Origin of the sequence: Streptomyces sp. NBC_01261 (genome assembly GCF_036226385.1) — a bacterium.
GTDB lineage: Bacteria > Actinomycetota > Actinomycetes > Streptomycetales > Streptomycetaceae > Streptomyces.
Genome location: NZ_CP108463.1, coordinates 11505295 through 11528739 on the forward strand (window position 1 = coordinate 11505295; position 23445 = coordinate 11528739).

The 23445-nt window shown below is 68.1% G+C and carries 17 protein-coding genes and 1 pseudogene; 9 read left to right on the top strand and 9 right to left on the bottom strand.

Annotated elements, in window-relative coordinates:
* Nucleotides 1-25 precede the first annotated feature (25 nt).
* Nucleotides 26-1168: a hypothetical protein gene (locus tag OG226_RS51160; RefSeq protein ID WP_329347203.1), complete on the bottom strand. Its 1143-nt coding sequence runs from the start codon at nt 1166-1168 to the stop codon at nt 26-28.
* A gap of 270 nt (nt 1169-1438) precedes the next feature.
* Here OG226_RS51160 and OG226_RS51165 point away from each other — a divergent pair, with 270 nt between their 5' ends.
* From OG226_RS51165 to OG226_RS51180, 4 genes are all read left to right on the top strand, one after another.
* Entirely contained in the window at nt 1439-2581 is a 1143-nt protein-coding gene (locus tag OG226_RS51165) for a hypothetical protein (protein ID WP_329347202.1), read from the top strand.
* Nucleotides 2582-3470: 889 nt separating this feature from the next.
* The gene (locus OG226_RS51170; protein ID WP_329347201.1) at nt 3471-4658 is read left to right on the top strand and encodes a helix-turn-helix domain-containing protein; all 1188 of its coding nucleotides are present in this window, start codon (nt 3471-3473) and stop codon (nt 4656-4658) included.
* Nucleotides 4659-4691: 33 nt separating this feature from the next.
* Complete coding sequence (locus OG226_RS51175) at nt 4692-5117, top strand: hypothetical protein (protein ID WP_329347200.1); 426 nt, start codon at nt 4692-4694, stop codon at nt 5115-5117.
* 125 nt (nt 5118-5242) lie between these two features.
* Nucleotides 5243-6103 carry a nucleotidyltransferase domain-containing protein gene (locus OG226_RS51180; protein WP_329347199.1) on the top strand — a complete coding sequence of 287 codons (861 nt, stop codon included), beginning with the start codon at nt 5243-5245 and terminating at the stop codon, nt 6101-6103.
* Nucleotides 6104-6261: 158 nt separating this feature from the next.
* Here the strand turns inward: OG226_RS51180 and OG226_RS51185 are convergent, their stop codons facing one another.
* The 6 genes and pseudogenes from OG226_RS51185 to OG226_RS51210 all read right to left on the bottom strand — a co-directional run.
* Nucleotides 6262-8568, bottom strand: coding sequence for a transposase (locus OG226_RS51185; protein WP_329347198.1), 2307 nt, complete (start codon nt 8566-8568; stop codon nt 6262-6264).
* 265 nt (nt 8569-8833) lie between these two features.
* Nucleotides 8834-10033: an endonuclease domain-containing protein gene (locus OG226_RS51190; protein WP_329347197.1), complete on the bottom strand. Its 1200-nt coding sequence runs from the start codon at nt 10031-10033 to the stop codon at nt 8834-8836.
* Nucleotides 10034-10170: 137 nt separating this feature from the next.
* Entirely contained in the window at nt 10171-11220 is a 1050-nt protein-coding gene (locus OG226_RS51195) for a hypothetical protein (RefSeq protein ID WP_329347196.1), read from the bottom strand.
* Between the two features lie 195 nt (nt 11221-11415).
* Entirely contained in the window at nt 11416-12459 is a 1044-nt protein-coding gene (locus OG226_RS51200) for an ATP-binding protein (protein ID WP_329347195.1), read from the bottom strand.
* Nucleotides 12447-14549, bottom strand: coding sequence for a transposase (locus tag OG226_RS51205; RefSeq protein ID WP_329347194.1), 2103 nt, complete (start codon nt 14547-14549; stop codon nt 12447-12449). Before OG226_RS51205 ends, OG226_RS51200 begins: the two co-directional genes overlap by 13 nt.
* A 56-nt stretch (nt 14550-14605) precedes the next feature.
* A pseudogene (locus OG226_RS51210) lies at nt 14606-14989 on the bottom strand (TnsA-like heteromeric transposase endonuclease subunit); the annotation flags it as partial.
* 55 nt (nt 14990-15044) lie between these two features.
* Here OG226_RS51210 and OG226_RS51215 point away from each other — a divergent pair.
* The gene (locus tag OG226_RS51215) at nt 15045-15812 is read left to right on the top strand and encodes a transposase (protein WP_329347193.1); all 768 of its coding nucleotides are present in this window, start codon (nt 15045-15047) and stop codon (nt 15810-15812) included.
* Between the two features lie 51 nt (nt 15813-15863).
* Here OG226_RS51215 and OG226_RS51220 read toward each other — a convergent pair whose 3' ends face one another.
* Nucleotides 15864-16328 (bottom strand): hypothetical protein, encoded by a 465-nt coding sequence (locus OG226_RS51220; RefSeq protein WP_329347192.1) that lies wholly within the window; start codon nt 16326-16328, stop codon nt 15864-15866.
* A 948-nt stretch (nt 16329-17276) separates the two neighbouring features.
* Between OG226_RS51220 and OG226_RS51225 the strand changes: the two genes are divergently transcribed.
* The 4 genes from OG226_RS51225 to OG226_RS51240 all read left to right on the top strand — a co-directional run bounded on the left by OG226_RS51225 (nt 17277) and on the right by OG226_RS51240 (nt 22496).
* Nucleotides 17277-18716 (top strand): hypothetical protein, encoded by a 1440-nt coding sequence (locus OG226_RS51225; protein WP_329347191.1) that lies wholly within the window; start codon nt 17277-17279, stop codon nt 18714-18716.
* 315 nt (nt 18717-19031) lie between these two features.
* Complete coding sequence (locus OG226_RS51230) at nt 19032-19631, top strand: helix-turn-helix domain-containing protein (RefSeq protein WP_329347190.1); 600 nt, start codon at nt 19032-19034, stop codon at nt 19629-19631.
* 25 nt (nt 19632-19656) lie between these two features.
* Nucleotides 19657-21774, top strand: coding sequence for a hypothetical protein (locus tag OG226_RS51235; protein WP_329347189.1), 2118 nt, complete (start codon nt 19657-19659; stop codon nt 21772-21774).
* Nucleotides 21774-22496 (top strand): helix-turn-helix domain containing protein, encoded by a 723-nt coding sequence (locus OG226_RS51240; RefSeq protein ID WP_329347188.1) that lies wholly within the window; start codon nt 21774-21776, stop codon nt 22494-22496. The genes OG226_RS51235 and OG226_RS51240 overlap by 1 nt, the downstream gene beginning before the upstream one ends.
* 237 nt (nt 22497-22733) lie before the next feature.
* Here the strand turns inward: OG226_RS51240 and OG226_RS51245 are convergent, their stop codons facing one another.
* On the bottom strand, nt 22734-23342 hold the full coding sequence (locus tag OG226_RS51245) for a hypothetical protein (protein ID WP_329347187.1): 609 nt from the start codon (nt 23340-23342) through the stop codon (nt 22734-22736).
* Between the last annotated feature and the right edge of the window lie 103 nt (nt 23343-23445).

A 23445-nucleotide genomic window follows, 5' to 3' on the forward strand; every position in this document is an offset into this window, starting at 1 on the left:
GCCGCCGGGTCTGCTCGCGGCCCGGTCAGATCAGCCGGTCCCGGTCGCGGGCCGCGGTGTCGCGGACGAGCCGGGCAAAGTGTTCGCGGCTGCGGTCCTGGTGCTGCTCGGTCTGCTCGTCGTCCCATTCCTCCACGTCGTCTGTGCCGGATTCCCCCTCGTGCTCAAGACCCTCGTACTCGTCATAGAGGAGCCAGCAGCCGTGGATGCCCGTAAGAAGGTCTTCGAGGAGGTCACGTGCGGGGCGCTGAGGGTCGAGAGGAGTCAGGCGCAGGGGCATGCGGGTGAGGTCGGCCTCCGTTGTGCCCTTGTATTGGGCAAGCGTTCCCTCCAGATCGTCGAGTTGCTCCCGCAGCGCGGCAGCGTCGGGCAGCAGGCCGACGGCGACGTGCATGGCGTGGCGCACCAGGCCGGTGACAGCCTGATGGGGGCTGGCGCCCTGGCCGATGAGATCGAGGACCAGCGTGGGCGTCTCGTGGGGGAGAGCCTCGATGTTGTCGGCCTCGAGAACCACCTCGGCGGGGTTGAGCCCGGCCGCTTCGGCGGCGACGTCGGCCGCCGCGGCGAGCCAGTGCGCCGCTGCGACGGCGGCCGCAGTCGGGTCGACACCGACGAAGAGCTCGGCAGGGCCGAAGGGGTCTTCCTGCAGAAGATGGTTCGAGGCGGCGACCTGGACGGGAGAGGCGTCCTCACGGCTGAGGAGAACCGCCTGCTGGGCGCGGCCGCTGAGGTCGCCGAGTTCGGCGCTCTCCACGGCAGCGAGTTCGGCGGCCACGGCCTTCACCAGCTGCGGATCGTCCAGGCGGTGCAATGCCCGTCCGACCCGGTGCGCGGATTCAAGGAGCCTGCTGTAGGAGACGGTCATCGAACCGCCGCTGGGCAGGTTCGGGCGGGTGATTGCGTCGGCGACCTCGCTGAAGTGTTTGCGCTCCTGTTCTCGACGCCATCCCTCGCTGTTGGCCTCCAGGGAGCCCGCAGCGCTGGCGGGATGCGTGTAGGTGCGCCACGCGGCACTGGAGAACTGGGTCAGAGCGCGGGCCAGACTCAGGAGCCCGGTGGTGCCGGCGCCGGACGGCAAGGCGGCGGCACTAGCGGCCAGGTCGCCTTCACCGGTTCCCCAGGCGGCTATCAGCTCGTGCCGGTCGAACACGACACAGTAGCGGGTCATGAAACTGCTCCTCCGCGGACAGGCGATGCCATGGTGCTGAGCTGAGCCTATGGGGACGGTCGGCAGAACCGGCACGGGATGACCTGTGAGGCACGGCCACCGCTGTGGTCGGGTGCCTCTCCGTGCGGCACTCTGATACCAACTCCTCGTTGAGCCTGCGGTGACGACAGGTCAGCTGTCGTCCTGCGGCGTTCTGCCACCTCATGCCCGAAGGCTCTGCACTCCGGTAACACGTTGCCCAGCTGGCAGCGTGCACCGCATCATCAGCCCATGACTGATCCTTCCCATCACCCCAATCCCGGTACAGGCCTGCTCGGCCCGAACTATGCACGCCACAACCAGCCCAGTGCCACCACGGACACTGAGGAAGGGGGACGGTGGGTGGCTGTCGACGAATCGGGATGGGACGGGGACCAACTGCACGGTGAGGAGCGCAGCCGTTACCTGTCGATCGGATCGGTCGCCATCAGCGACGCCGACGCGGCGCCCATCGTCGACGAGATCCGCACCGCCATCCGCCTGCAGGCACCCGAGCTGAAGTTCTCCAAGGCCTTCGCCGGCCCGAAGAACGGCCAGCGGCGCCTGGTTCTGTCCGAGCTGCTTTCACCGGGAGGCGCCCTGTATGGGAGGGCATCGGTCTATCTGATCGACAAGCACTACTTTGTCGTGGGCAAGCTGATCGACCTGTTCGTTGAGGAACAAGCCCACAGGCAGGGCCGTAACCTCTACAGGGCCGACCGCGCACGCAAGATGGCCCGCAGCCTGTTCGGTGAGGGGCCGCGTGCCCTGGGACCGGTGCTCTTCGACCGGCTGCTGTCGTCCACCGTTGCCTTCACCTCCCACAAGAACCGGGAGCAGCAGGTGACCGTCGACGATTTCTATGAGGTCGTGGAGGAAGCCTGGGCCCGTTCGCGCCGGCGCAATGTCACCGAAGCCCTGGCGCTGCTGCGCACCACCCGGCAGGAAGCCACCGAATACCTTCGGGACGCACACGGGCCGGACGCCTTTCTTCCGCAGGCGTTGGAGCCCCTGATTCCGGCCGTTGCCGCGATCACCGCGAACTGGTCCCGGAAACTGGGGCGGGTGAACATGCTGGTAGACGACCAAAGAGCCCTGTCCGATGCGAACTTCGACGACATCGAGACGGAAGCACATGGCCGTGGACATCCCGAGTTCCGCCACCTCTCCAGGGGAGTACACCTGGGACACCTGCGGCGCGGGCAGTCCACACACCACCCCTCGCTGCAGCTCGCAGACCTGATCTCGGGCGCCGGATTTTCCGTGGCACAGCGTCACAGCGGGCTCGTCAACCCTGCCGGGGAAGACCTCTACCGCGTTGTCGTACCGCTCATCGATGAAGCAGGCATGCTGCCCCACGACGAGCCTGCCCGCGTGGCCGTATCTTCTCCTTGAGCAGTCTGGCCTTTCGATACCCCGGGATCGACAACGACCCGGAGGCGGAGTGGGGTGCCCTGGTTGCGGTACGCCGTGTCGGCGAGTTGTCTGATTGGCCGGAAGCGATACACCGGGGTTGAACTGCATGTTCCCGTAACGGTTCTGCCCGGGCTGACACGGGCCGCCCATGCCAGGGGGCGGACGGCCTCGGACCAGTCGGTGCCCTCCAGCAGGCGGGCGCCAGCTCCGGCGGCTTCGCGCATGGGCCGACGGACCGTCAGGCCCATGCGGTCGGCATCATGACTGATCATTGTCCGTGCGATCGCGATGCGAAGCGTGCCGCGCCTTCTCGTCGGCGAATGCGCCTGCCAGCCACCCGTCCCTGAACTTGCAGGCCGCTGTCCCGGAGTTGCATCCCCGGATGTCCTTACAGCGGCCTGACCGTTGTTTTCCGCTCACCCCGGACCCTGGCCGGATGGCGGCCAGGCACTGCGGGAAGACGACGTCCTGGCCGGCGCCCCGCTTCAGTGGATCTGCTGAAGGGCCGCCGCCGCAAGCGCAGCAGCGAGCAAACCCTTCTGTATGACACCGAGTTGGGTAGATCGCCAGTTTGAGGGCCGGATGTCCGAGCCCTGGTGCAGGATGACAGCACCGGGCTTCGTCTCTGTGCGGAAAGCCAGGACCGGGGATGGGACCTGCTGCGTCGATGGGGGCGTTCGTGTTTCAGCGTCATCTTCACCGTCACGGTGACATCGATCTGGTGATGTCCGCGCTGGGGAGTGATCCTCAGTGCCTGCCGGTCCTGATTACATGGGGTGCGGCGTTGCGGCGGGACGTGGCTTCGGCCTTGCGGGAGGTCATCGCGACCAGAGCGTGGCAGAGCGACTCCCGTGTGCACAGGGCCGCGGTGAACTGGCGTGAGGAACCCCGCTTTCAGGTCTTCCTCGACCAGGGGCTCGAAAAGCGCCGCAACCGCGGCCCCAAATACGAGCACCTGGACATCGCTCTGCTGACGTTCCCCGAAACCCGCGCCGCTCTCTACCGGGTGAACGCGGCGGAATGCCCGCAGCACTGCCGAACGGAGACCGGCACCTTTGCCGAGGACCGTCATGCGGACGACTACCGCGAGGCACTGTTCGGCTGGTACGCCGCCATCCAGCACGCGCACGCCTGCGTCGTGCGGGCAGCGCGCTGGTTTACGGCAGCGCAACCGTCCGACCCCCGCCGGCCTGAGACCTTCACCGACTGGATGAGCGGAACCCGGCACCGCCACAGCAGCGGTAGCGCACAGGAGACGGACCCGGCCGCCCAGCATGCCGTGCGGGAAATCATCCTGATGATGCACGCCTGGAGCCCGCACACCTTCGAAGCCATCGACGTGGCCTTCCAGAAGGCGGAGGGACAAGACGCCTCCCACGCCTGGGGCGGCGGCTTCGAGCCCGCGGGACGGCCTGAGGCCCAGGCGGCCGCGGAAGTACTCGCGAGCGTCCTGACCCCACAAGAACGCCAGCAGGTCCGGGACGTCATCGGCAGTATCGAAGCCGACGACGAGGACCGCGACATGGACCTCGCCAAGGACAGCACACGGGCCTGCACCAGCGACCGCCACCGCACCACCGGCGCCGAATCCGGCGAGCGTGAGGCTTGCGCCACGGCCCGGGCCCGCGTGTACGAGGAGGCCTCCCAGCCCTGGAGCGAAGGCGTCGACCGCACGGCTGGCGCAGCCCGCCTCGCCCGGTTCCTGCTCGGACCCCGCAACGACCGGATCAGCACCGCCCTCGCCGTAGCCCGCGCGGCCGTCGCCCGGGACACCACCGACACCACACCGCAGCTCTGGCACGACAACGCCCCACTCCTGAGGCAAGCCCGTGAAGCCGCGGGACTCGACCTCCACGACGCCGCCCGGCACCTGGGCATCAAGTCCGCCACGCTCGAGCGCTTCGAACAGGCAGCGGGCAAGCTCCCCGGACGCCCGGTCTCCCTCGGCTACCTCCAACTCCTCACCCTGACCTGCACCCAGACGGGCCGCACCGTCCCCGACTGCATCCCGCAGGCCATCTCCCAGCCGGTTACCTCCCTGCCGACCACCCTGTAGTACGCCACCGCCACACACTGTGCGAGGAACCCCGTGTTCGAAGAGGTACATCACCGGCCCTGCGGACGACCCACCAAGTCCGGCGCTCCCTGCCGTGCGCAGTTCTCGGGTCCGGGCTTCGCCTGCAAACTGCACACCACCGACCACGAAAAAGCCCTTGTAGAGGCATACGAGCAAGGCCTTGAGACCGGCCGTGCTCAAGAAAGAGAGTGGGGACAACGCGTAGAGGCCGCACAGGTCGAACGCCTTGAGCGCCAGATACGCAGCCTGCGGGAAGAACTCGACGCCAAGAACCGCCGCTTCGAGGTCGGCGGCGACCAGGCTGTCACCGTCGACGGCTACGGATACCGCTGGAGCGGCTCCGGCACGCTCGAAGTCGGCGACCGTGTGCTCTTGCCCGAGAACTACGTCAGCGCCATGCGCCACGGTCCCGGGCCCCTTCCCCGGGACCGTAACTGAACTAGGCACCACCTATACCGGAACTCTCAGCAGAGTCATCTCCCGAGCACCCGCCAACCCACGGCAGACCGGCTGAAAACCACAAGCCCAAAGCCGTCATCCGAACCGACCAGCGGAGGCTTTCCGTGAAACGCGAGCGCGCCACCACGCTCCTCAACGACATGCTCAACCGGCTGGAAGGGGGAGGCTGGCCGCTGGACCTTGTCGACGAGATCCTCGTCTTCGGCTCCTACGCACGCGGCGCACTGAACCCCTCGGACGTCGACCTGGTCGTGGAGCACCGCAGGGACGACCGTCTCGTCTCCGAGTTCCTTCACTCCCTGTCCTACGGCGGCGACCCCTCCGCCTCGATGAAGCGCGCCCTGAAGGGCAACAGCCGCGGCCTGCAGATCCACTTCGGTGAACGCAAGAGCCTCGAAGCGGAAGGGTTCGAACTGACCTTGCTGTGGACCCGGGGCGAACCCGTCGATGCCGCCCGCACCCGGCTCGCCGCCATCACCCCCGACCCCGAGGCAGGCCGCGCCCCACGCGACCACATGATCGAAGCCTTCGACGGCATCGACCGCTGGGTCCCGCGCCCGGTCCGCATCGATCTCACCGACCTCGTCGACCGCAAGGCCGCGACCATCCGCCAACTCCAGCTCCCCGACACTGAACCCGCCCACCCTGCAGCCCTCGAAGCTCTCACCCGCTGGAGCGAGACGAGCCCGCTGCGCCGCGCCGCGGCAGCCGTCCTCGCCCACCTCGAAGCCACCTCCCGCCCCCTCGACTCCGTCTACCTGCACGGGGAACCGGTCATCGGCAGCCGCTACAGCGACACCACCTGGCAGACCAGCATCGGCTTCGGCTGGAGTCACCACCGCAGCATCTCCCACCACCTGCAGGAGGGCACCGACTGGTTCGAGGTCGTCCGCCCCACCCGGACCCAGCCCCTGCACACCCTCCACATCACCGTCCAGGACCGCTCCGCCCTCCCCGACCTGTGACGGCCGCCCATGCCCGGGTGAGCCTGCGTCAGCCGACGGTGCCGTCCGGCAGACCGGACGGCAAGACTCCTGCCAGATGCCCTGGCCGGCGCCGCGTCGGCGAACACCCCACCACCGGATGCACACCACACTCCTGGCGCATGCGGTTACGGACCTCTTCACTCAGACGGGTCGAGGTAGGCGGCCAGCCGTTGCTGCCAGGCGGCGTCCTCTTCGGACAGGACAGCGCAGCAGATCTGCTGGAGGGTGCCGTCGTCGCTCCAGATAAGAAATCGGCGCCGGCAGGCCTGGAAGGAGCCCAGAGATGGGGGAAGCCGTGTCCACGCCTGTCCGGTGCAGGCGATGTGGACGATGCCTTCCAGGATCTGCCGTTCGCTACGGGGACGGCCCCCGGTATGAGACCGCGCGGGCAGCAGCCTGGACAGGGACTGCCAGGCGACATCACTGATCCGCGGCCGCCACACCGGCATCCCACCGGTCAGCGAAAGCAGTTCATCAACCAGACGCCGCTGCTCTGGCAACAACAGTGTCCGTCGCGCACTCTGCTCCCGCAGCCAGGCGGTGATGTGCTCGTCGTTCGGGGCATCGGGCCACCACTCGACACCGTCCGGGAGCCCGGTCAGGTGGTAGCGGGAGGCCCACCACATGCGCTGCCAGGCCACCGGCCAGGGCGGGTTCCACCATGCATCGAGGTCCGTCAGGCGGTGTCCCAGCCGGGTGAGCCGGCCGAGGCTGCGCTGCCGCTGGCGTTGATTTCTGAGCCAGGTCCCCAGCGCGAAACCGTCAACGACGGTGGGCTGAGACACGGCGAGGTGGCCGTGGCGAGCAGTGTAGGCATGAGCGACAGCCAGGCCATCGGCGACCGGACGCCGCTGCCCGGACCACGTGTGGAACAGCTCGACCTCGCCCGTGGACAACCCGATCTCAGCCAGCAGCGCCCGCTGGCCATCGTGTAACTGCCCGTAGCTGGCGATCTGGTGGCGCAGCCACCGCTGAAGCCAGCCGGGCAGCCCGGCCAGGTTGTCGCCGCCGTGCACCGGCCCCTGCTCGTGCACATGGGCGCGGGCGCGGTACCAGGCACGCTGCCAGTCGACGGGCCAGGGCGGGTTCCACCATGCATCCAGGCGTCGAAGCTGTTCCGTCTGTTCCACGGTCAGTGACGTCGCGTCGGCACGCCTGTTGGCCAGCCATCGCCCCAGATCGAACTCTTCCCGCGCTCGGCCGCCGGTGTGCGCGATGGCCAGATGCCCGAACCGCTCCACATGAAGACGGGCCTGCTCAAGTCCTTCGGTAAACAACTGTGCATGCCGCTGTTCCAGGCCCCGGCCGTGTCCGGTCCGCCGCGGCACCGCCAATTCCACCCGCCACCCTCGAGCCGCCGGTCCGCCACGTCCTGCTGCACCCGAACCCTCACGGGCGCCTGGGCCTGCGCCCAGAGGGTCTGACAGCCGGCGCAGCCCCGTTCCTACTTCCGTCGGCCGGTGCGCGCTGTGTACCCACCACAGCCCATACCGCCCCTGCTGCGGCGGCGATCCCGCCGGACGGCGCTGCTCGCGTACCGCCGCGCGAGCCCAGGACGCCAACGGGCCGCCATGGCCGTCCGCTTCCAGTTCGCCCAGCCACACCCGTCCCAGACGCTCGCCCAACGCGGCAGTAAACCGCTCACCGCCACCCCGGCCGCGCACCAGGGCACCCGCACCGCTTCCGGCAGCCAGCTGCTGCATCCGCGGATCCACCAGAGCTTCCGCGACCGCGACGACCTCCGGGAACACCACCACGTCCCGTACCAGCAGCCGCCACTGCTCAACGCCCCAGCCCGCCGGATCCGGACACCACCGGCGCGTAGCCGCCACCAGCTGCTCTAGGCGCGGCCCCCATACCGTCTCCCGCTCCCAGAAATCCTCCCGCCCCCACCACCCGCACACCACCGCGCGCGCTAGCCCGAACACCTGACGAGGCGCCGCGTCGGCCGCCTGCCCTATCCGCTCCACCCGGTCCCACTGACGCTGCGCCCGGATCAACTCCATCACCAGATTCCCGGCATCAACGAATTCCACCGGATGGCCTTCGCCCACCTCCAGCAGCCACCGGCCATGCCGCGCACACAGCCGCCGCCACTGCGGCCAGTACGCCCAGACCGGCGCCACGCCGCTGCCACGCCGGGCCGCGCACAACCTGCAGCCGAACACCACCGGCCCCCACTCCGAAGCCCCCGACTGCCACCTCGCCCACCCCTGCCCGTCCTCGCCACGGCCAGCCAGCTCCGTCGGCCCTGCCGTCCAGGACGGCAACGCCCGCGCGAGATGGCCTGCCGGCACACGGCACCAACCGGCCAACTGCCCCTGCGCCACTACATTGAGGAGCACCTCACCGTCGGGACGCACACCATGCCTTTGATGCACGGGATTTGCCCACTGCCACCACGCCGTCAGGTCGGTTACCTGCAGCCGGTAGGCGGACGCCACCCGGTGCAGAAAAGACCACGTCGTTTCCCCTGGAAGGGGTGTCACCCGCAGGACCGCCTCCACAGCATCGATTTCCGCCCAATTCGCTCTTGCTTCCTGGCCGCTGCGGTGCAACCCGGCGACCCTGGAACCGACTGGTCAAGACGGCACGGTGCGTGACCGGTATGAAGAGCGCACCGGCTCTGCTTGGAGACCCCCGGCGCGGGGTAGCCGCCCGGCCGGGGAAGCGTAGGAACCAGAGGAGCAGAGCGACTGTGACAGGACGTCAGGCGGAGTCCTGGTCAGGAGTATCGGTCTCGGCTGCCAGAGTCTTGTCCACGAACTCACTCACCAGGAGCCTGACTTGGGAAGCGGGCACGGCCTGTTCCCATCGGTAGGGGGACGTATGGTGCCAGCAATGGAGACGGAAGCGGATGGACCCATCTCCCTCCACCGCACCCCACGGATATCGAGGCGGCTGCGTACACGAGTCGTGAGGGTCGAACACGAATGTGCGGAGCACGACGTCGGGTTGGTGCCGCGGCGGCACCATACCTTCACGACGGCAGCCGTCGCACCGCAAGAGGTGCTGTACCGCGCCCGGGCGGTTGATGAACTGGTAGCCGCCGCCTTCGTACGTATTGCAGCTGGCGCACACCGGACCACGGACGAATCCGTGCTCGTGGCAGTGGTCCCAGCACATGGCCTGCCGCGGGCTGGGGCACAAGACGCACAGGAATGCGTCCGGTTGCGAGTTCTTCGGAAGCGACTTGTACTGCCTGCCCCGCAGATGGCCTTTGTACTGGCGGGCGGCGGCGCTGGTGCATGAGGGACACAGGGTGGTGTAGCCGGCAGTGCTGGAGGAACGCCATTCCCAGATGTCTCCTTGGGCCCCGCACCGGCTGCAGCGGGCGGCCTTTTCGGCGAACTCGGTGGCGATTTGCTCCGCCCGGTCGAGAAGGGCGGCGTAGGCACGCGGGACCATCCAGATCGCGCCGGACCACGTCAATAGCGGCAGTGGGCGCGTGGAGGCGATACTCTGCTGGCCGTAGCGTGCTTCGACCTGTTCCCGGGTCGCCCCGCACCCTAGTCCGTGCTGGTTCGGCCGGGTGCGGTCGCATGGTTGTTGACCTTCGCAGTGGCAGCCGTTGGCCGTCTGGTCCTCGTAGGCAACTTGGTCGAACCAGTTCATGATCTGCAAACGCCACGTGCGTCCGCGGTCGGTGGGTTGAGGACGGGCGTCGACCAGATCGTCGAGATCGATCGCGAGCGAGGCCAGCCGTTCACCGGCTTTGCGGATGTCCCGTTCGTCCAGCCGCCACCGGTTCTTGTGTTTGTAGCCGCGGACGGCGACATCTCCGATGAGCACGTGGTCACTGGTCTGGAAAGCGTAGCGGGCCATGTTTGCCGGGGCTGCAGGAACGGCGCAGCCTTTCGTCAGTTCCTTCAGTAACTGGCCCGCGTATTCGGGGCTGATGAGCGGCATGATGTATCTCCTTGCACGCGTTGAGGAAAAGGCGGGGGACCGCGGGGAAAGAGCCGCCCGTGGCGGTCCACGGCTGGCGATGCTGCGCGGCATGCGCCGACCTGGTAGCGGATGAATCCGCCGTGATCCAGGGGGAGTCACAGGTACGGTGCTCTCCCTGGTCGTAGCGAGGGAAGCGGTTCCCACCCGCTGGTCAAGAAGGCTGCTCTGGCCTGCTCCGACAAGGCGCGAGTACGACCGTCGTCGAGGAGAGCGGCGCGGTCGCTGTACTCGGCGGGCCGTGCCACGGACTGGTCCACCATCCACAAGCGGTCATCGCTGGTGCCGTCTGCCACGGTGAGCAGCCACTGCCGAAGCGGATCCGCTCGTGCGGCCTCCCAGCCACGGGCGCGGCTACAGGCACCCAGCCAGTCCGCGAGCCACGGCCTGCCGATGCGGAGGCCAACCTCCTGGAGAAACAACCTCTCGGCGGCAGCAGCGCCTGCAGCTGCGACGCTCAAGCGCAGGCGCTGCTGCCAGCGGCCGTCCCCGAGTAGCCGGGCGACGGCAATCGTTTCCGGATAGGCCAGCAGGGCATGAGGCACGATGGCCGCCGGGGGGCACCTCGTGACCGCGGCGAGTCGGCGCACCCGGTCCTGCCAGATGGTCTCCGATCTCCATCGCTGCACCTGCCACGACCACACCACCGCCGCGGCGAAGGCCACCACGTCCCTGCCGCGCGGATGCGTCCGTACGAGAGCGACATGGCGCTGGTGAGCCGCAAGGATCTCGGGCAGGCTCTGCAGTGCAATGCCCGCTGGTTTCCCGGCGCGCGCGAGAAGCCAGCGCCGGTGGCGACGGCAGATATGCCCGGCAGCTCCCGGGTACACCTGCACGCCCGGCCCCGCCAACCAGGCCCGTCCGGTACATGGTGGGCAGGCCGCCACCCACGCCATGCCGGGTGTGTACCAGGCGGCCCGCCGGAGCGGGGCATCTTCGAGACGGCTGTGGCAAACGGCGAGGCTGGGCAGCATGGCGGTGAGTTGGGACAGGGGCGTGCCGGTGAACTGGGCCATAGCTGCCTGTGCGGGTACGTTGAGAAACAGTTCCAGTCCGGTTTTGGGTGTGCCCGTCACGTGAACACCGTGCGGACCGTCCAGGACTGCCCGCAGCAAGTCCTGTGCCGACAGCCCGAATCCGGCGGTCATCCTGCGAATCCAGGAGCCGGTCAGCTCCCGGCTGACTGGTGCATGGAGAGAGGGCACAGGTGCTGGATGGGGGGAATGCACAGGCGTGGTCCTTTGCGGCAGATAGGATCGAGAGCCCCGAAACAGGGGCCGCAGTTGGGGTCCTTTGAACATGACCGGCCCGCGATGGTGCGGCGCCAAGGCCGCGGCACCGCGCTAGGTGGCTAGTCCGCCCTTGCGCTGCCTGCGCGTGGCACGTGCCGCGTTCGTAGCCTGAACGTCGAGCACCACCTGCGACAACAGCTTCTTCGTGACCGCGTGGCTTTCGTCGACGATGGAGCGGATCGCGGCCTCCCGCACCAGAAGGGAGAGACTGGACATCACACCGCCGGTGAGCAGATGGATGTAGTCGGCGTGACGGACCAACGTTCCGGGCCGGTGCCGGGCCAGCCGCAGCGCCCCGTCCATTCTCTGCAGAAGCTCCCGCCACGCCGCCTTCTGCACGGGGGTGCCGTTGAGCAGTGGAGGAGTGCGCAGGATCTTGCAGCGGGCGGCGAGCTGAGCGCCGCGCGGGCCGGCTAGCAGCGGTGAGTGCTCCACATCGACACCGGCCAGCACGAACGTTGCAGGTACCCGCTCCGCAAGGGTTTTGACCTGGTCGGAGGTGTCAGCCCCGGGCCGGGTGCGGGTGTTGAGTAGATGGACGTCGTCGAAGAAAACCAGCCGGGTGCGCCGCTCGCACAGCACGTGGCACACGGCGTTGGTGATGGCGTTCTCAGTCATCCGCTCGTGGACCGGGATACCGGCGAACCGGGCCAGGACCTGGACCAGGCTCTTGGGCGTGCAGGTGGGCGGGATGGAAGCGAACGCCACGGGCATGTAGCCTTCCCGGCCCCCGAGGCGGCGTCGTTCGCTCAGCTCGAAGGACCGGCCAAGTTCGGCAAGCGTGGTCGACTTTCCCGCCCCGGGAGGCCCGGACACGATCAGGCCACGCCGGGCGGTGCCCCGCTGCCGGTTGTTCACCAGCAGCGTCAGCCTGAGCTGGGTCAGCGCTTGTTCCATGAACGGGGTCTTGAGAGTGACGAACTCGGAGTGGTAGTCCAGCAGCCGCTTGCGGTTCCAGGACGGATCGCCCACTGGGGGCGCGGGCACACGCGGGCGGGATACCTCGGCTTGCCAGAGGAGGCCGTTCGTGACCGCACCAGGAGCAACCTCGTCGTCGAAGAAGTCGTCGTCTGCGGCGCTGGTTACGGCAGCCACGGGTCCTCCTCCGCTTCCGTGTCACCCAGGATGTGACAGCCGCCAGCGGACCGGCCGGCCTCCAACTCATCGTCACGGGGGCCGAAGATGTCTTCGCCCTCGTCACCGCCGTCGTATGCGTCGGGCACGGTGTCGTCGTCGAGGTCGGGCACGGCGTACACGCCGGCCAGCCCGAACGACGGTGCGGGCACGTCCAGCACGTTGAGCTCTCCTGCGGGCACCGGCACCGCACCCGAGGCACGGGACTTCGCTACCACCCGCCGCTCCGCGGTGGACAGCTTCTCCTTGCGAGCGGCCCGCTTGAGGAAGCCATCCAGGGCCAAGACCAGTGCGGCTTCGTGCTCCTCCCGCGAGCCGGTGCGTTCGACCACCTTGCAGATGTGCTCCCACACGTGGTGAGTGAACGGCAGGCCGACCGAGGTGGCGTGGATCCACGCCACCTCGCGAAACCCTTCCGGCAACCGGACCCAGATCCGGACGGGGTCGTAGGGGTTGTAGTGCACCTCCCACAGACCCTTTTCCGAGGCCACCCCGGAGTCCTGCCCGCGATGGCCGTTGAGGCAAGGGTCGTCGTAGGTGCGGTAGTCGAAGCGGACACCGGCGTCCGTGATCGGCTGCCAGCGCACTGGCAGCAACTCCACGAAGTCGTCCGCCGACAGCGGCACCGGCACATAGCCCGCCACCGGAAGCAGCGCCGCCCACATCTGATTGGGCGTGAGGGCCTTCTTCGGCATCAACGGGTGTCGCAAACCCTCGCGCGGGCGGTGGTGCCAGTGCACGAGGAACTCCTCCCACAGCACCTGGAGCTCGGACACGGTCCACAGCCGCTCCTGCTCCACACGTGAGCCGCGCTCACTCACACGCGAGCCGGTAAAGCCAGGCAGCCACTGACAAAACTCAGTGCCGATCGAGCCGAAGCCCCTCTCTACATGCCCCTTGGCTGGTCCATTGGCCGGAGGCACCGGCTGCAGGGAGATCCCTAGGCTCTCGCACGCGGCCCGCGTGGCGGGGGAGATGAACACCTTGCCCTGGTCGACCACCACTGTCTCGGGCACGATCACCGGCCGTGCTGCTGCATCCTTCAGCCGCTCATCCACAGCGGTCAGCCGCTCGTGCGGCACCACCGACGCGGCCATCGACAGCGCCGCGTCCCACCCCGGACGCATCACCACCGGCGTCATCATCTGCGCCAGCAACACCGCTACATCCGTCAGCTTGGTCCCAGTCGGCCGCAGCACCCCCCACAGCCCGCGCACGGCCACATCCACAGCGGTGGTCAGCTCCAGCCGCCCCACCACCCCGTCGTCCAGGACCACCAGCGCATCCAGCGGCGAGCTGTCCATCATCACGATTTCGCCGGGCCGCAGCGCCAGGGTCGGCTTGAACGGCGGTGTCGGGCGCGCGGCGCGGGCACGCCGCTGCGCCACCGTCCCCTGCAACCCGAGGGACTTCTCCACAGCGTCGAGGAGTTTGTTGAACGTGGACATGGCCGGCACCTCGACCGATTGCTCACCATGCCGTGTATCCAGCCACCACTGCGTCTCCCGCCGCATCCGCTTCTTCCACCCTCGCGAGCGCGAACGCAAAGCTTCCTCAGGCAGCAGGGCACGCAGCGCGTCGACCACCCGGGGATCGGCCCGCTCCAGCCGCGTCGAGCCACGCCGCCTGACGACCAGCCCCCACACTCCGTCCGCGTGGTAGCGTGCCCGCCACCTGCGCACCGTCGCCCGGCTCACGCGCGGCCAGCCCTGTGCGGCCAGTTCATCGGCCTTCGCCTGCTCACGCTGAGCCAGCGTCGTAACTGCGGGGTCGTATTGAGGCTTCACCAGCCCCTTGCCGCTTGGCGTCGGGTATCCGGTCTCCACCTCGCGGACGTGCCGCTCCAGATCGAGCGCACGCAGCTGCTGATCCTCAGGTACCGTCGCCAACAGGCCGACCTGCGGCACTCGAAGACGCGGGCCGGCCATCGGGCCGAAGCCGGGATCCCTCAGCAGCTCGGACAGAGCGAACACGGCCAAGGAGCCGTCCCCGTTCTTGTCGGCCAGCCAGATCCGCGCCCCGGACGCCATGGCCCCCTCGATCCCGGCCACGGTCCACTCCCGGCCGCCGTGCCGTAGGGCGTCACCTAGCGCAAGGATCGGTCGGCTCATCGTGCTGCCCCCGTCCGCGTAGCAACCGCGACCATGCGCTCGTGCAGTACACGCTCCAGCGGCACGCTCAGCACGCCAGTCCACAGCGCATGGAACACGACCGGCCACACCGCGATCGGATCGCCCAGCAGATGCACTCCCTCCATCAGGGACAACGGGGCGCGGAAGCATGCGATTACCTCAGGCAACCGGCCCCCGGCGCACCGCGGATGCCGGTAGCCGGCCAGCCAACGCACGTTGGCCTCCACCACACGCGGCGGCGGCCCCACTAACCGGTACCGCCAACCTGCCGCCGTGGCCGCAGCCTCGAGGTGTGCAGCACGCCGGACGAGCCGCCGCCCGGCTCCGAACGTGCCTGCACAATCAACCAGAAGCCCACTGCCGTCTGCTAAGGCTTGTCCCGTAACTGCTGGTCACAGGTGAGATGATCTTGGCGTGGCTGGTGTGATCACGGCGTCGGAGCCGTCTTGGATAGCCCCGTTCACCGGGCTGAGCCCGCGTTGTTTCGGGAAGCTGGTGAGCGTGCTGCGGCGTGAAGGTGCGGACGCGGTCCGCAAGGGCCGGCCGTGGAGCCTTCCGTTGGAGGACCGGACTCTGCTGGTCGCGGCGTACTGGCGGACGAACTTGACGATGCGCCAGCTCGCCCCGCTGTTCGGGGTGTCGAAGTCGGCGGCGGACCGCATCATCGACCACCTCGGGCCGATGCTCGCGCTCCAGCCCCGAAAGCGGTTCGCCAAGGACACCGTGCTCATCGTGGACGGCACCCTGGTCCCCACCCGCGACCACTCCATCGCCGCGCAGTCCAAGAACTACCGGTACTCCACCAACCACCAGGTCGTCATCGACGCCGACACCCGCCTGGTCGTCCTGGTCGGCCGCCCGCTCGCCGGAAACCGCAACGACTGCAAGGCATGGGAAGAATCCGGCGCCAAAGCCGCCGTCGGCAAGACACTCACGATCGCCGACGGCGGCTACCCCGGCACTGGACTCGTCATGCCCCACCGCCGGCGTAAAGGCGAAGACCTGCCCGACTGGAAGCAGGCACACAACAAGTCCCACAAGCAGGTCCGAGCCCGCGTCGAGCACGTCTTCGCCCGTATGAAGACCTGGAAGATCCTCCGCGACTGTCGCCTCAAAGGCGCCGGCGTCCACCACGCCATGCTCGGCATCGCCCGACTGCACAACCTCGCCCTCACCGGATAGGCAAGCGGACCGCCACGCGGCCAACCACGCCCGAGACGACCCGAAGATCATTTACGGGACAAGCCTTAGACGTGCCATCAGATGCGGCGCATGCGAGATGGTTTTCCCGCCCCGGCCATGCCACAGGAGCTCCACCGGCCGACAGGCCAGGGCCACTACCCTCGGGTCGTGGTCCAGCATCATGACCTGCGTGCGCATGGCCTTGAATCCATAGGGCACCAAACACCGGTCAGTCGCTGACCACCACCAACCCGGTGCCGTACGGCGGCCCTTGAGTACTGGAAACTGCCGTATCGGCAGACACTCTTCCAGTGCCTGCTCTTCGGCAGCTTCCAGCCACGGCACCTCACGCTTGACTCCGAGCGGATCCACGAACCGAGCCATCATGCGCGCCGGGTTAGCGGAATGACGGCCAGCGCTCAGGAGCGGTGCGAGGGCAGACTGCTCCTGCACCGAGAAAGGCAGGGAGGTCACGAACAACTCTCCAGTTTGCAAGGGAAACAGGACGGAAGGCACCGCTTGGACTCAAGACAGGTGCCTGGAACACGTGTTGAGCAAGGACCGGCCTGGCCTACGACGACTAGTCGGGCCGTCATGACGCGCTCAGGCCGCGAAAGTAGGCGAGGTCGGGAGAAGACCTGACACCGCAACCTCCGAACAGATCACCGCGATGTTTGCGGCATCCGGCCGGACATATCCAAGCGCTCGATGCTGCCAGGCAGAAGTAGGGCATGGACGCGCGGCATCGCCGCCGCCTGTTCCCTGCAAGACGAAGGGTGACTCATGAGCGCATCCTGACGCACCGTCTGGCCGCGCCTGAGGCGTCCAATCTCAGTACCAGGCGGTAGCCGAGACTTCGCGCCATTTCCGTTGCGTCGGTTGCGGATGCATTGTCAGACCCCCGCTCTACACTGCCCCGCCTTCTGCTCCAAGACGAGGTACTCCACCACGCACTGTGCCCGCAGGCGCGACGCTCCAAGCTGCGCATAGTCGTTGCGAACAGTAAGACGCGGCCGACCTTCAGCTCGCAGCTGACGACAAGGAAGGAGAGGAAGACGGCCGCGCGCTACACGCGTTGCATCCCGGCCACGGCATGGGAACAAATGACCGAAAAAATCTTGCTGAGCGTGAGCCCGCTCTAAGTTCGAAATGTGTTCGACGCGCCGTCTGCGGCAGGGACATCAGCCGCAGCACGCCTGACGGCTGAACCCGGCCCTGCTCGAGTCGTGGTGCCTCCGCCGGTGGCCTCCGCGTGCATCAACCCGATCCGGTGCCCGGCACCGTCAACTGGAACCACTCGGCACCGACGGCGCTGTGGATCAGGGGGCTTCTGCCTCGTCGCACGCAGCGATGTCATGACGGGTCAGCAACGGTTGCCGAGGTCAAGCCAACTGCCCTTGTGATGAACCTAGTTGTCAGTGCCTCTTTCTACGCTGCTAAAAGCGCATCACATGGGGAGCGGATATGGCGGACGAGACGGTGGTCGTGCAGGAGCTGTGGCCGCAGGTGCTGGAAGCAGTGAAGAAACGGCGGCGGTTCACCTGGATTCTGTTGAGTCAGAACGCGAACGTGTCCTTCTACGACGGGGCCACGCTGACACTGGCCTGGGTCAACCAGGGCGCGGTGGACAACTTCGTCAGTTCGGACTCCGTGCCCGTGCTCGAGGCGGTGCTTGAGGAAGTTCTCAGCCGTCCAGCCGCCGTTGAGTCGGTCCTCGAGCAAACACCACCTGCGCCCCTGTATTCCATGCCGGCAAGCACGGCGGTGCCAGCGCATGCACCTGCCGCCACTGCTGCCCTGCCACCCCGGCCAGCCGCGTCAGCGGTATCCACTCTGCATCGCGTGCTGGGTCAAACGGCGTTCTTGATGTATGAGCAGGGCAATAGCGAGGCTGCTGCCCTGCTGGCGGATGTAGGAAACGTGGAACTGATACCGGGCAACTGCTCCGGGGGGTGGGCAGCCGTTCTCATTGTGTCGCCCTATCTCGTTCCCCGGTTCACCGACGAGGTCCTCGCAGCCATTCAGCCGGTGTTCGTACACGTGGCGGGACGGCATGGCCTGCAGGTCGATGGCGTCAGTGCCGCTCTTGCGCTTCCCGAGATCGGTGACGACTGGCGGCAAATCCTGCAGGCAGAGCTGGACAAGGAGGCAGCCTCCGAGCAGGCGTCCAAGACGCACACCAAGGAAGCATCCTCCGCCGTCGGCCGGGAGGATCTCGTCAAGGGTCAGGCATCAGAATGTACCCGGTATGGCAAGACCACTGGTCGCCGATGCCGCCGCCAGGTCGCCGAATGGCCAGCCTACGATGACCTCCCTTCTCCTGTAGCCGCGTGCGCTGGCCACCTCACGCCTGAAGAAAGGGAAGCCCTCGAGCAGGCACGCAATCGGCGTGGAAAGGAAAACAGAGCCCGCTGGGCAGAACTGGCTGCTCGCGAGGCCTCCGGCGGCGTGCCAGAACCTGCAGCGAACCCCTCCTTCGCGTCGCGGCCGTGCATCGGCCAGTGCACGTCGCAGGAACGTGCCTGGGGACACGACTCCGACGGGGCCTCGATGTCGTGCGCGAACTGCGACAACTGGGTCTGCGTCAGCTGCGGGCAAGCGCAGGTCGAGGGAGTCTTGGAGTTTTGCGCCGACTGCTCGGAACGCGAGTCACTATATGACCCGGAACCCGAGTGGGAACGACAGTATGACGGTGAAGTCGATACCGGTCCAAACCCCCACGTCCGACTGACGGCCATGGTCAACGATCTCGTCAAAGCGACAGGTGCCACACATCGGGAAGTGAACGCACGCCTTAACCGCAGGATCGGAGTGATCAGCAGGGTCGGTGCCGACGAGCAGGCTATCCGCCGTGCAGCCAGTGCCGCCCGCGCATGGCTCGACCAACTCGATTCCTCCACCTGACCAGGACCGACGAGACCAGAGAGCATCAGGTCGTGGCCGTTGCCGAACCGCAGTTCTCGGGCGGCTCTCCGACTGTCGGACGCTGTTGCGGCGGGCCGCCGAGGTGTAGCCAAAGGGCGCAGCCGATGCGGCCCGCAGGACGCCTGTGCTGCCTGGCAGCGGACGGCCTGGGTCATGGTCCGGTGTGCGCGTCCTCTGCTGGTTGGGCCGGCGCATCTGGCCACGCCATGCCATCAAGAGTTTGACGCCCTTTCGTCTTCCGAACTACACTGCATGCCGAATCAGATATCTGAGCAGGGATTAGGTGGGGATGGGGTGCTGCTGACGACCGGACAGGCCGCGGAAGAGCTCGGCTGCGCGATCACCACGTTTCGCCGCCTCATCGCTGCAGGACTGTTGCCGGGCCTGTCCCGCCGCGGCGTACGCGTCATGGTCCCGCTTGAAGTCGTCCAGGCTCTGCAGACGCGGCGGCAGGCGCCGCTCGATCGACTGCCGGTCCAGGAAATCGCCGTCCTGCGGGTCGATGCGGCCCGGCGGACGCAGGGACCGGAACGCTCCTGGCTCGGCTTCGCTGCTGCCCTCTCGCCCGATGACCTGCTCAAGGCGCTGCGCGGCTGGTGGCGGTGCGACCCGGCGAGTGTTGCGGCCGGGAGAGTGCTGCCGGTCACGCTCGCGGGCTACGTGGTGGCCGTCCTGACTGGCCTTCAGCGGTGGGAGAAGAACTCCGAGGGCCGTCACGCCTTTCCCGGCGCTCGTCTGGCCGGCTACGTCACCGACCTGGCCGCCCCACATACCTGCCTCACCTCCCAGACCGGAGGCGACCGGCAGCTTGCCGAACAGCTGCTGGGTACGCGGCTGGTCTCCCACTCGGGCGGAGCCCTCGCCTACGTTTCCACTCACGCCACCGTCGACTGAACCCGGCCCGGACAAGGAATGCTCGATGGATGCACAGAGCTACAGCGCCGCGCTCGCCGATCTGCGCACCGTGCGGGACCAGATCAAGAGGACCCGGGCCGTACTGGCGAAGCAGGAAGCGGACCGCGACAAGCTGATCATCCAACTGGCCTCCTATGCGAAGGCGAAGGCGGAACGGATCGCTCCGGCGGCCGGACTGAGCGTGGCTCACATCGTCACCCTGGCCCCTGCGCTGGCCCTCGACCGCCTCACTACGGCTGAAACCGCCCCGTCCCACCCCGAGCCGGACCTCCCAGCCACCGCAGACGCTGAGTCTCCGCCCCACCTCACCGCCCGGACAGGTGCGGTGGCGCCCGCGATGACCACCACCGCACCAGCACCGCCCATGGCCGCCGCGCTGCCGGCGGCCCCTGCCGAGGGCCCCGTCTCCGGGAAGCCTCAAGCCCCGGACGCGCCGCGTGCTCTCCCGTCGATCCCCGAGGGAGCAGCGGGCAACAGTTGGTTCACCCACACCCCGAACCTGCTCTCCACTCCGCCGAACTTCACCCAGCAGGCCCGCACCACGGTCTTCCTGGACACGGACACGGGCGTGCTGGTGCACCGCAGCCAGACCTACCGCCTCGACCTGGCCAACACTTCGGTCGCCGCCATTCTGACCGCCGTCTTCCATATCCTGCCCGAAGGTACGGAGCGCATCTACATCACCGCCGGTGACCCCTGGCACCGTGACGCCGACCGCTATCCGTATCTGCGGGATGCGGTCGCGGCCTGGCTGAACGCCCCCACGCCGGGCTGGCGCACCGACACCGGCCGAGGCAAGGACCGGATGGCCGGGCACTTCGTGCACGCCCGCCATCCTGTCGGCCGTTACCAGCGCGAGGACGGCGACAGCCACGTCGAAATCCGCTCGGTGGGGGAGTGGTTCGACACCGGCGGCGACGACCCGGCCACCGTCCGGGACGCGTTCGTGCTGCTGTGGCAGGCGCTGCGCCGCCACTGGACCGACGCCGTCGTCATGGGCTCCCCCTCCCAGACCGGCCGCGACCTGTGGACCCGCACCATCCCCACCCGCGGCCAGCACGCCGAAGGCTTTCCCGTCCTGTCCGAGGAACTGCGCGGCCTGCTGCACGCCACCGCCGGCCAGGGCCGCAACGAACTCATCCTCCCGCCCCGCGTGCCCGAACAACTGCCCCAACTCGTCGAGTACGACCGCACCTTCGCCTACGCCAAACACACCTGGAAGTCCCCGGTCGGTACCCCCCGCCGGATCACCGCCGCCACCTTCGCCTCCTGGAGCGAGAAGGAACAGACCCGGGCCCTGTACGGCTGCGGCCACTGGCAGGTGCGGGCCACCGTCCCCGACACGTGGAATCATGTCGGCATCCTGCCCGCCCCCGCACCGGGCGACCGCGCCTGGCACTACCCGGCAACCCCGGGCGCGACCTTCACCACCTGGGCCGGCGGCCCCGAAATCCACACCGCCCTGACCAACCCCCTCACCCCGTGGAAGATCGAAATCCTCGACGGCATCCTGTGGGAGGACGGCAAACCCCTCGAGGACTGGGCCAAGAAACTCAAAGAGACCTGGACCAACCTCTCCGCCCAGGCCCACTTCCAGGGTGACGCCCAGCAGGCCCGCGCCGCCCACCTCGCCTCCCGCGCGGTGCGCGCCATCCTCCTGTACGGCATCGGCTCCTTCGCCCAGCGCCCCCGCATGGTCACCGGCACCACCCCCCGCACCCTGGAGCGCGACATCCCGCCGGACGCCGAAATCATCGGCTTCGACGACGAACAGATCACCTGGCAGAAGCCCACCGGCTTCAGCCGGGACCCCAACGCCCACCCCGAATGGGCCGCCGCGATCTGGTCCGGCGCCCGCGCTGCCCTCCTTACCCAGCGCCACCGCGACGACAACACCTACGCCGGAGCCCTGCACACCGAACCCGGCAGCGTCGTCGCCTTCCGCACCGACGCCCTCTACCTCACCCAGCCGCAGGCCTGGCCGCATCACCATCAGCCCGGCGACTACCTCCTCAAGGGCCACCTCACCGGCCCCGTAGCCGCACCCACCACCGAGGCAGAACTCCTTACCCTGCGGGACGCCGGACGCACCGCCCTCACCCCCAGCGCAGGAGAGGCCTGATGCCACCCCGCCCCCGCCGCAACCGCCCCACCGGGCAACGCGAATTGAACGAGGCCGCCCAGCTGGCCGACCAACTGCAGTCAGCCGGCTACACCAAGCGCGACATCGCCCGCATCATCAACCGCGACGCCTCCCTGGTGTCCCAGTTCTACACAAAGAACAAAGGCGCAGCCTTCGTCCCTGCCTTGCGCCAGGTCCTGGCCGCCGTCCAGACAGGCGGCATCACCGACCTCCCCGACCTCGCCTCCATCGCAAGCCGGCACATCACCCGCCGCACCACCACCTCCGGTGCCACAGCCCGGGTACGCGGCAAAGCCGTCCTGATCACTCCCACCGGCTCCGGCACCGGTCGCGTCGGCGCCCAGGCGATCGCCTCCGGCTCCTCCCGGCTGCGCCCTCTGATCGCCGAAGCCGCCCGCCACGGCCTGCGCCTGGCCTTCACCGTCCGTCTGGCCAAGACCGGCTACGTGCACCCCTCCGGCAGCCGCACCGACTCACCCGGCATCCGCCGCGACGTCATCCAGCGCACCGACCACACCGAGGAGCGCTCCTACGGCTCCTCCCAGACTGGCGGGCACGACGCCGCCGGCTTTGCCCAACGCGTCGACGCCGCGGGCGGAGACGTCACCGCAGCCGTTCATCAATGGCTGGTGGAGACCGGCCGCATCCGTCCGGATGTGCACATCATCCACCTGGAGATCCGCACCTGGCGCCCGCGCTGATGCGTCTGGGCGGTATCGCTGGGATCGCAGGTGCCTACATCCCGCCGCCGCTGGGTGACTGTCCGCCTGGCCACAGCAGTACGGAAATTACGGGTCGGGACCCCAGGCAATCCCTGTCACCCGACTGCTCGTACTGCCTGCTGCGTACTGAGGCACGCCCGTTGTGCCCCGCCTGGGGCATTCGGTGCCGGGGCCACGGGTTGCGGGACGGAGGAGTGCGCGGCGGCCCGAGGATGCTCAGCCGGCCGCTGCCTCCGGCTGCGGCTCGACCACAGTGGGCTCCGGGGCGGACGCGGCGGTATAGAACACGGATGAGCCCTGCTTGGCGCGGTGAGCGTGACTCTTGGCAACGAGTCCTTCGAGGGTGGTGCGCACGACGGTGGTCTTGATGTTGCGCTCGGGATGGGCTTGTCCCAGCGCGGAGGAGATTTCTGCAGCGGAGCGCGGCTCGCCCTGCTCCACCAGGTGAGTGCGGATCAGTTCGACGAGGGTCGGTGCGGAGGCTGCCGCAGGCGAGGCTTTGGCAGCGGGCTTCTTGGAGGCAGTCTTCTTTGCGCCTGTGGCGCCTGCCTTCTTGGGCTTGGCCGGCTTTGGTGTGGCAGAGGTCCGCTCAGGTGCGGACTGCGAGGTGCTGGTGTCCGGCCGGGCCGGGCTTGCGACGCCGAGCGCCTGCTGCATGCTCACCAGCACACTGTGGTCGTGCTGCAGGGCACTCAACTGCTCCTGCAGTGCCTCGATCTCGGCGGCGATACGTTCCTGTTCCTTGGTGTTGCGATCGAGATCGCCTGCCACCTGGGCGCTGTACTGCGATGTCAGTTCGGTGGCGGGCGCCCGGTTTTCAGACATGACATGGGCCTTTCTTCGATGTGCGGCTGTGGCGGTGAAAGTAGCAGGTGCCGAGCCCGCGAAGAGCTGTGGAGTGTGTCCGTCCACGACAACTGAGCCGTTC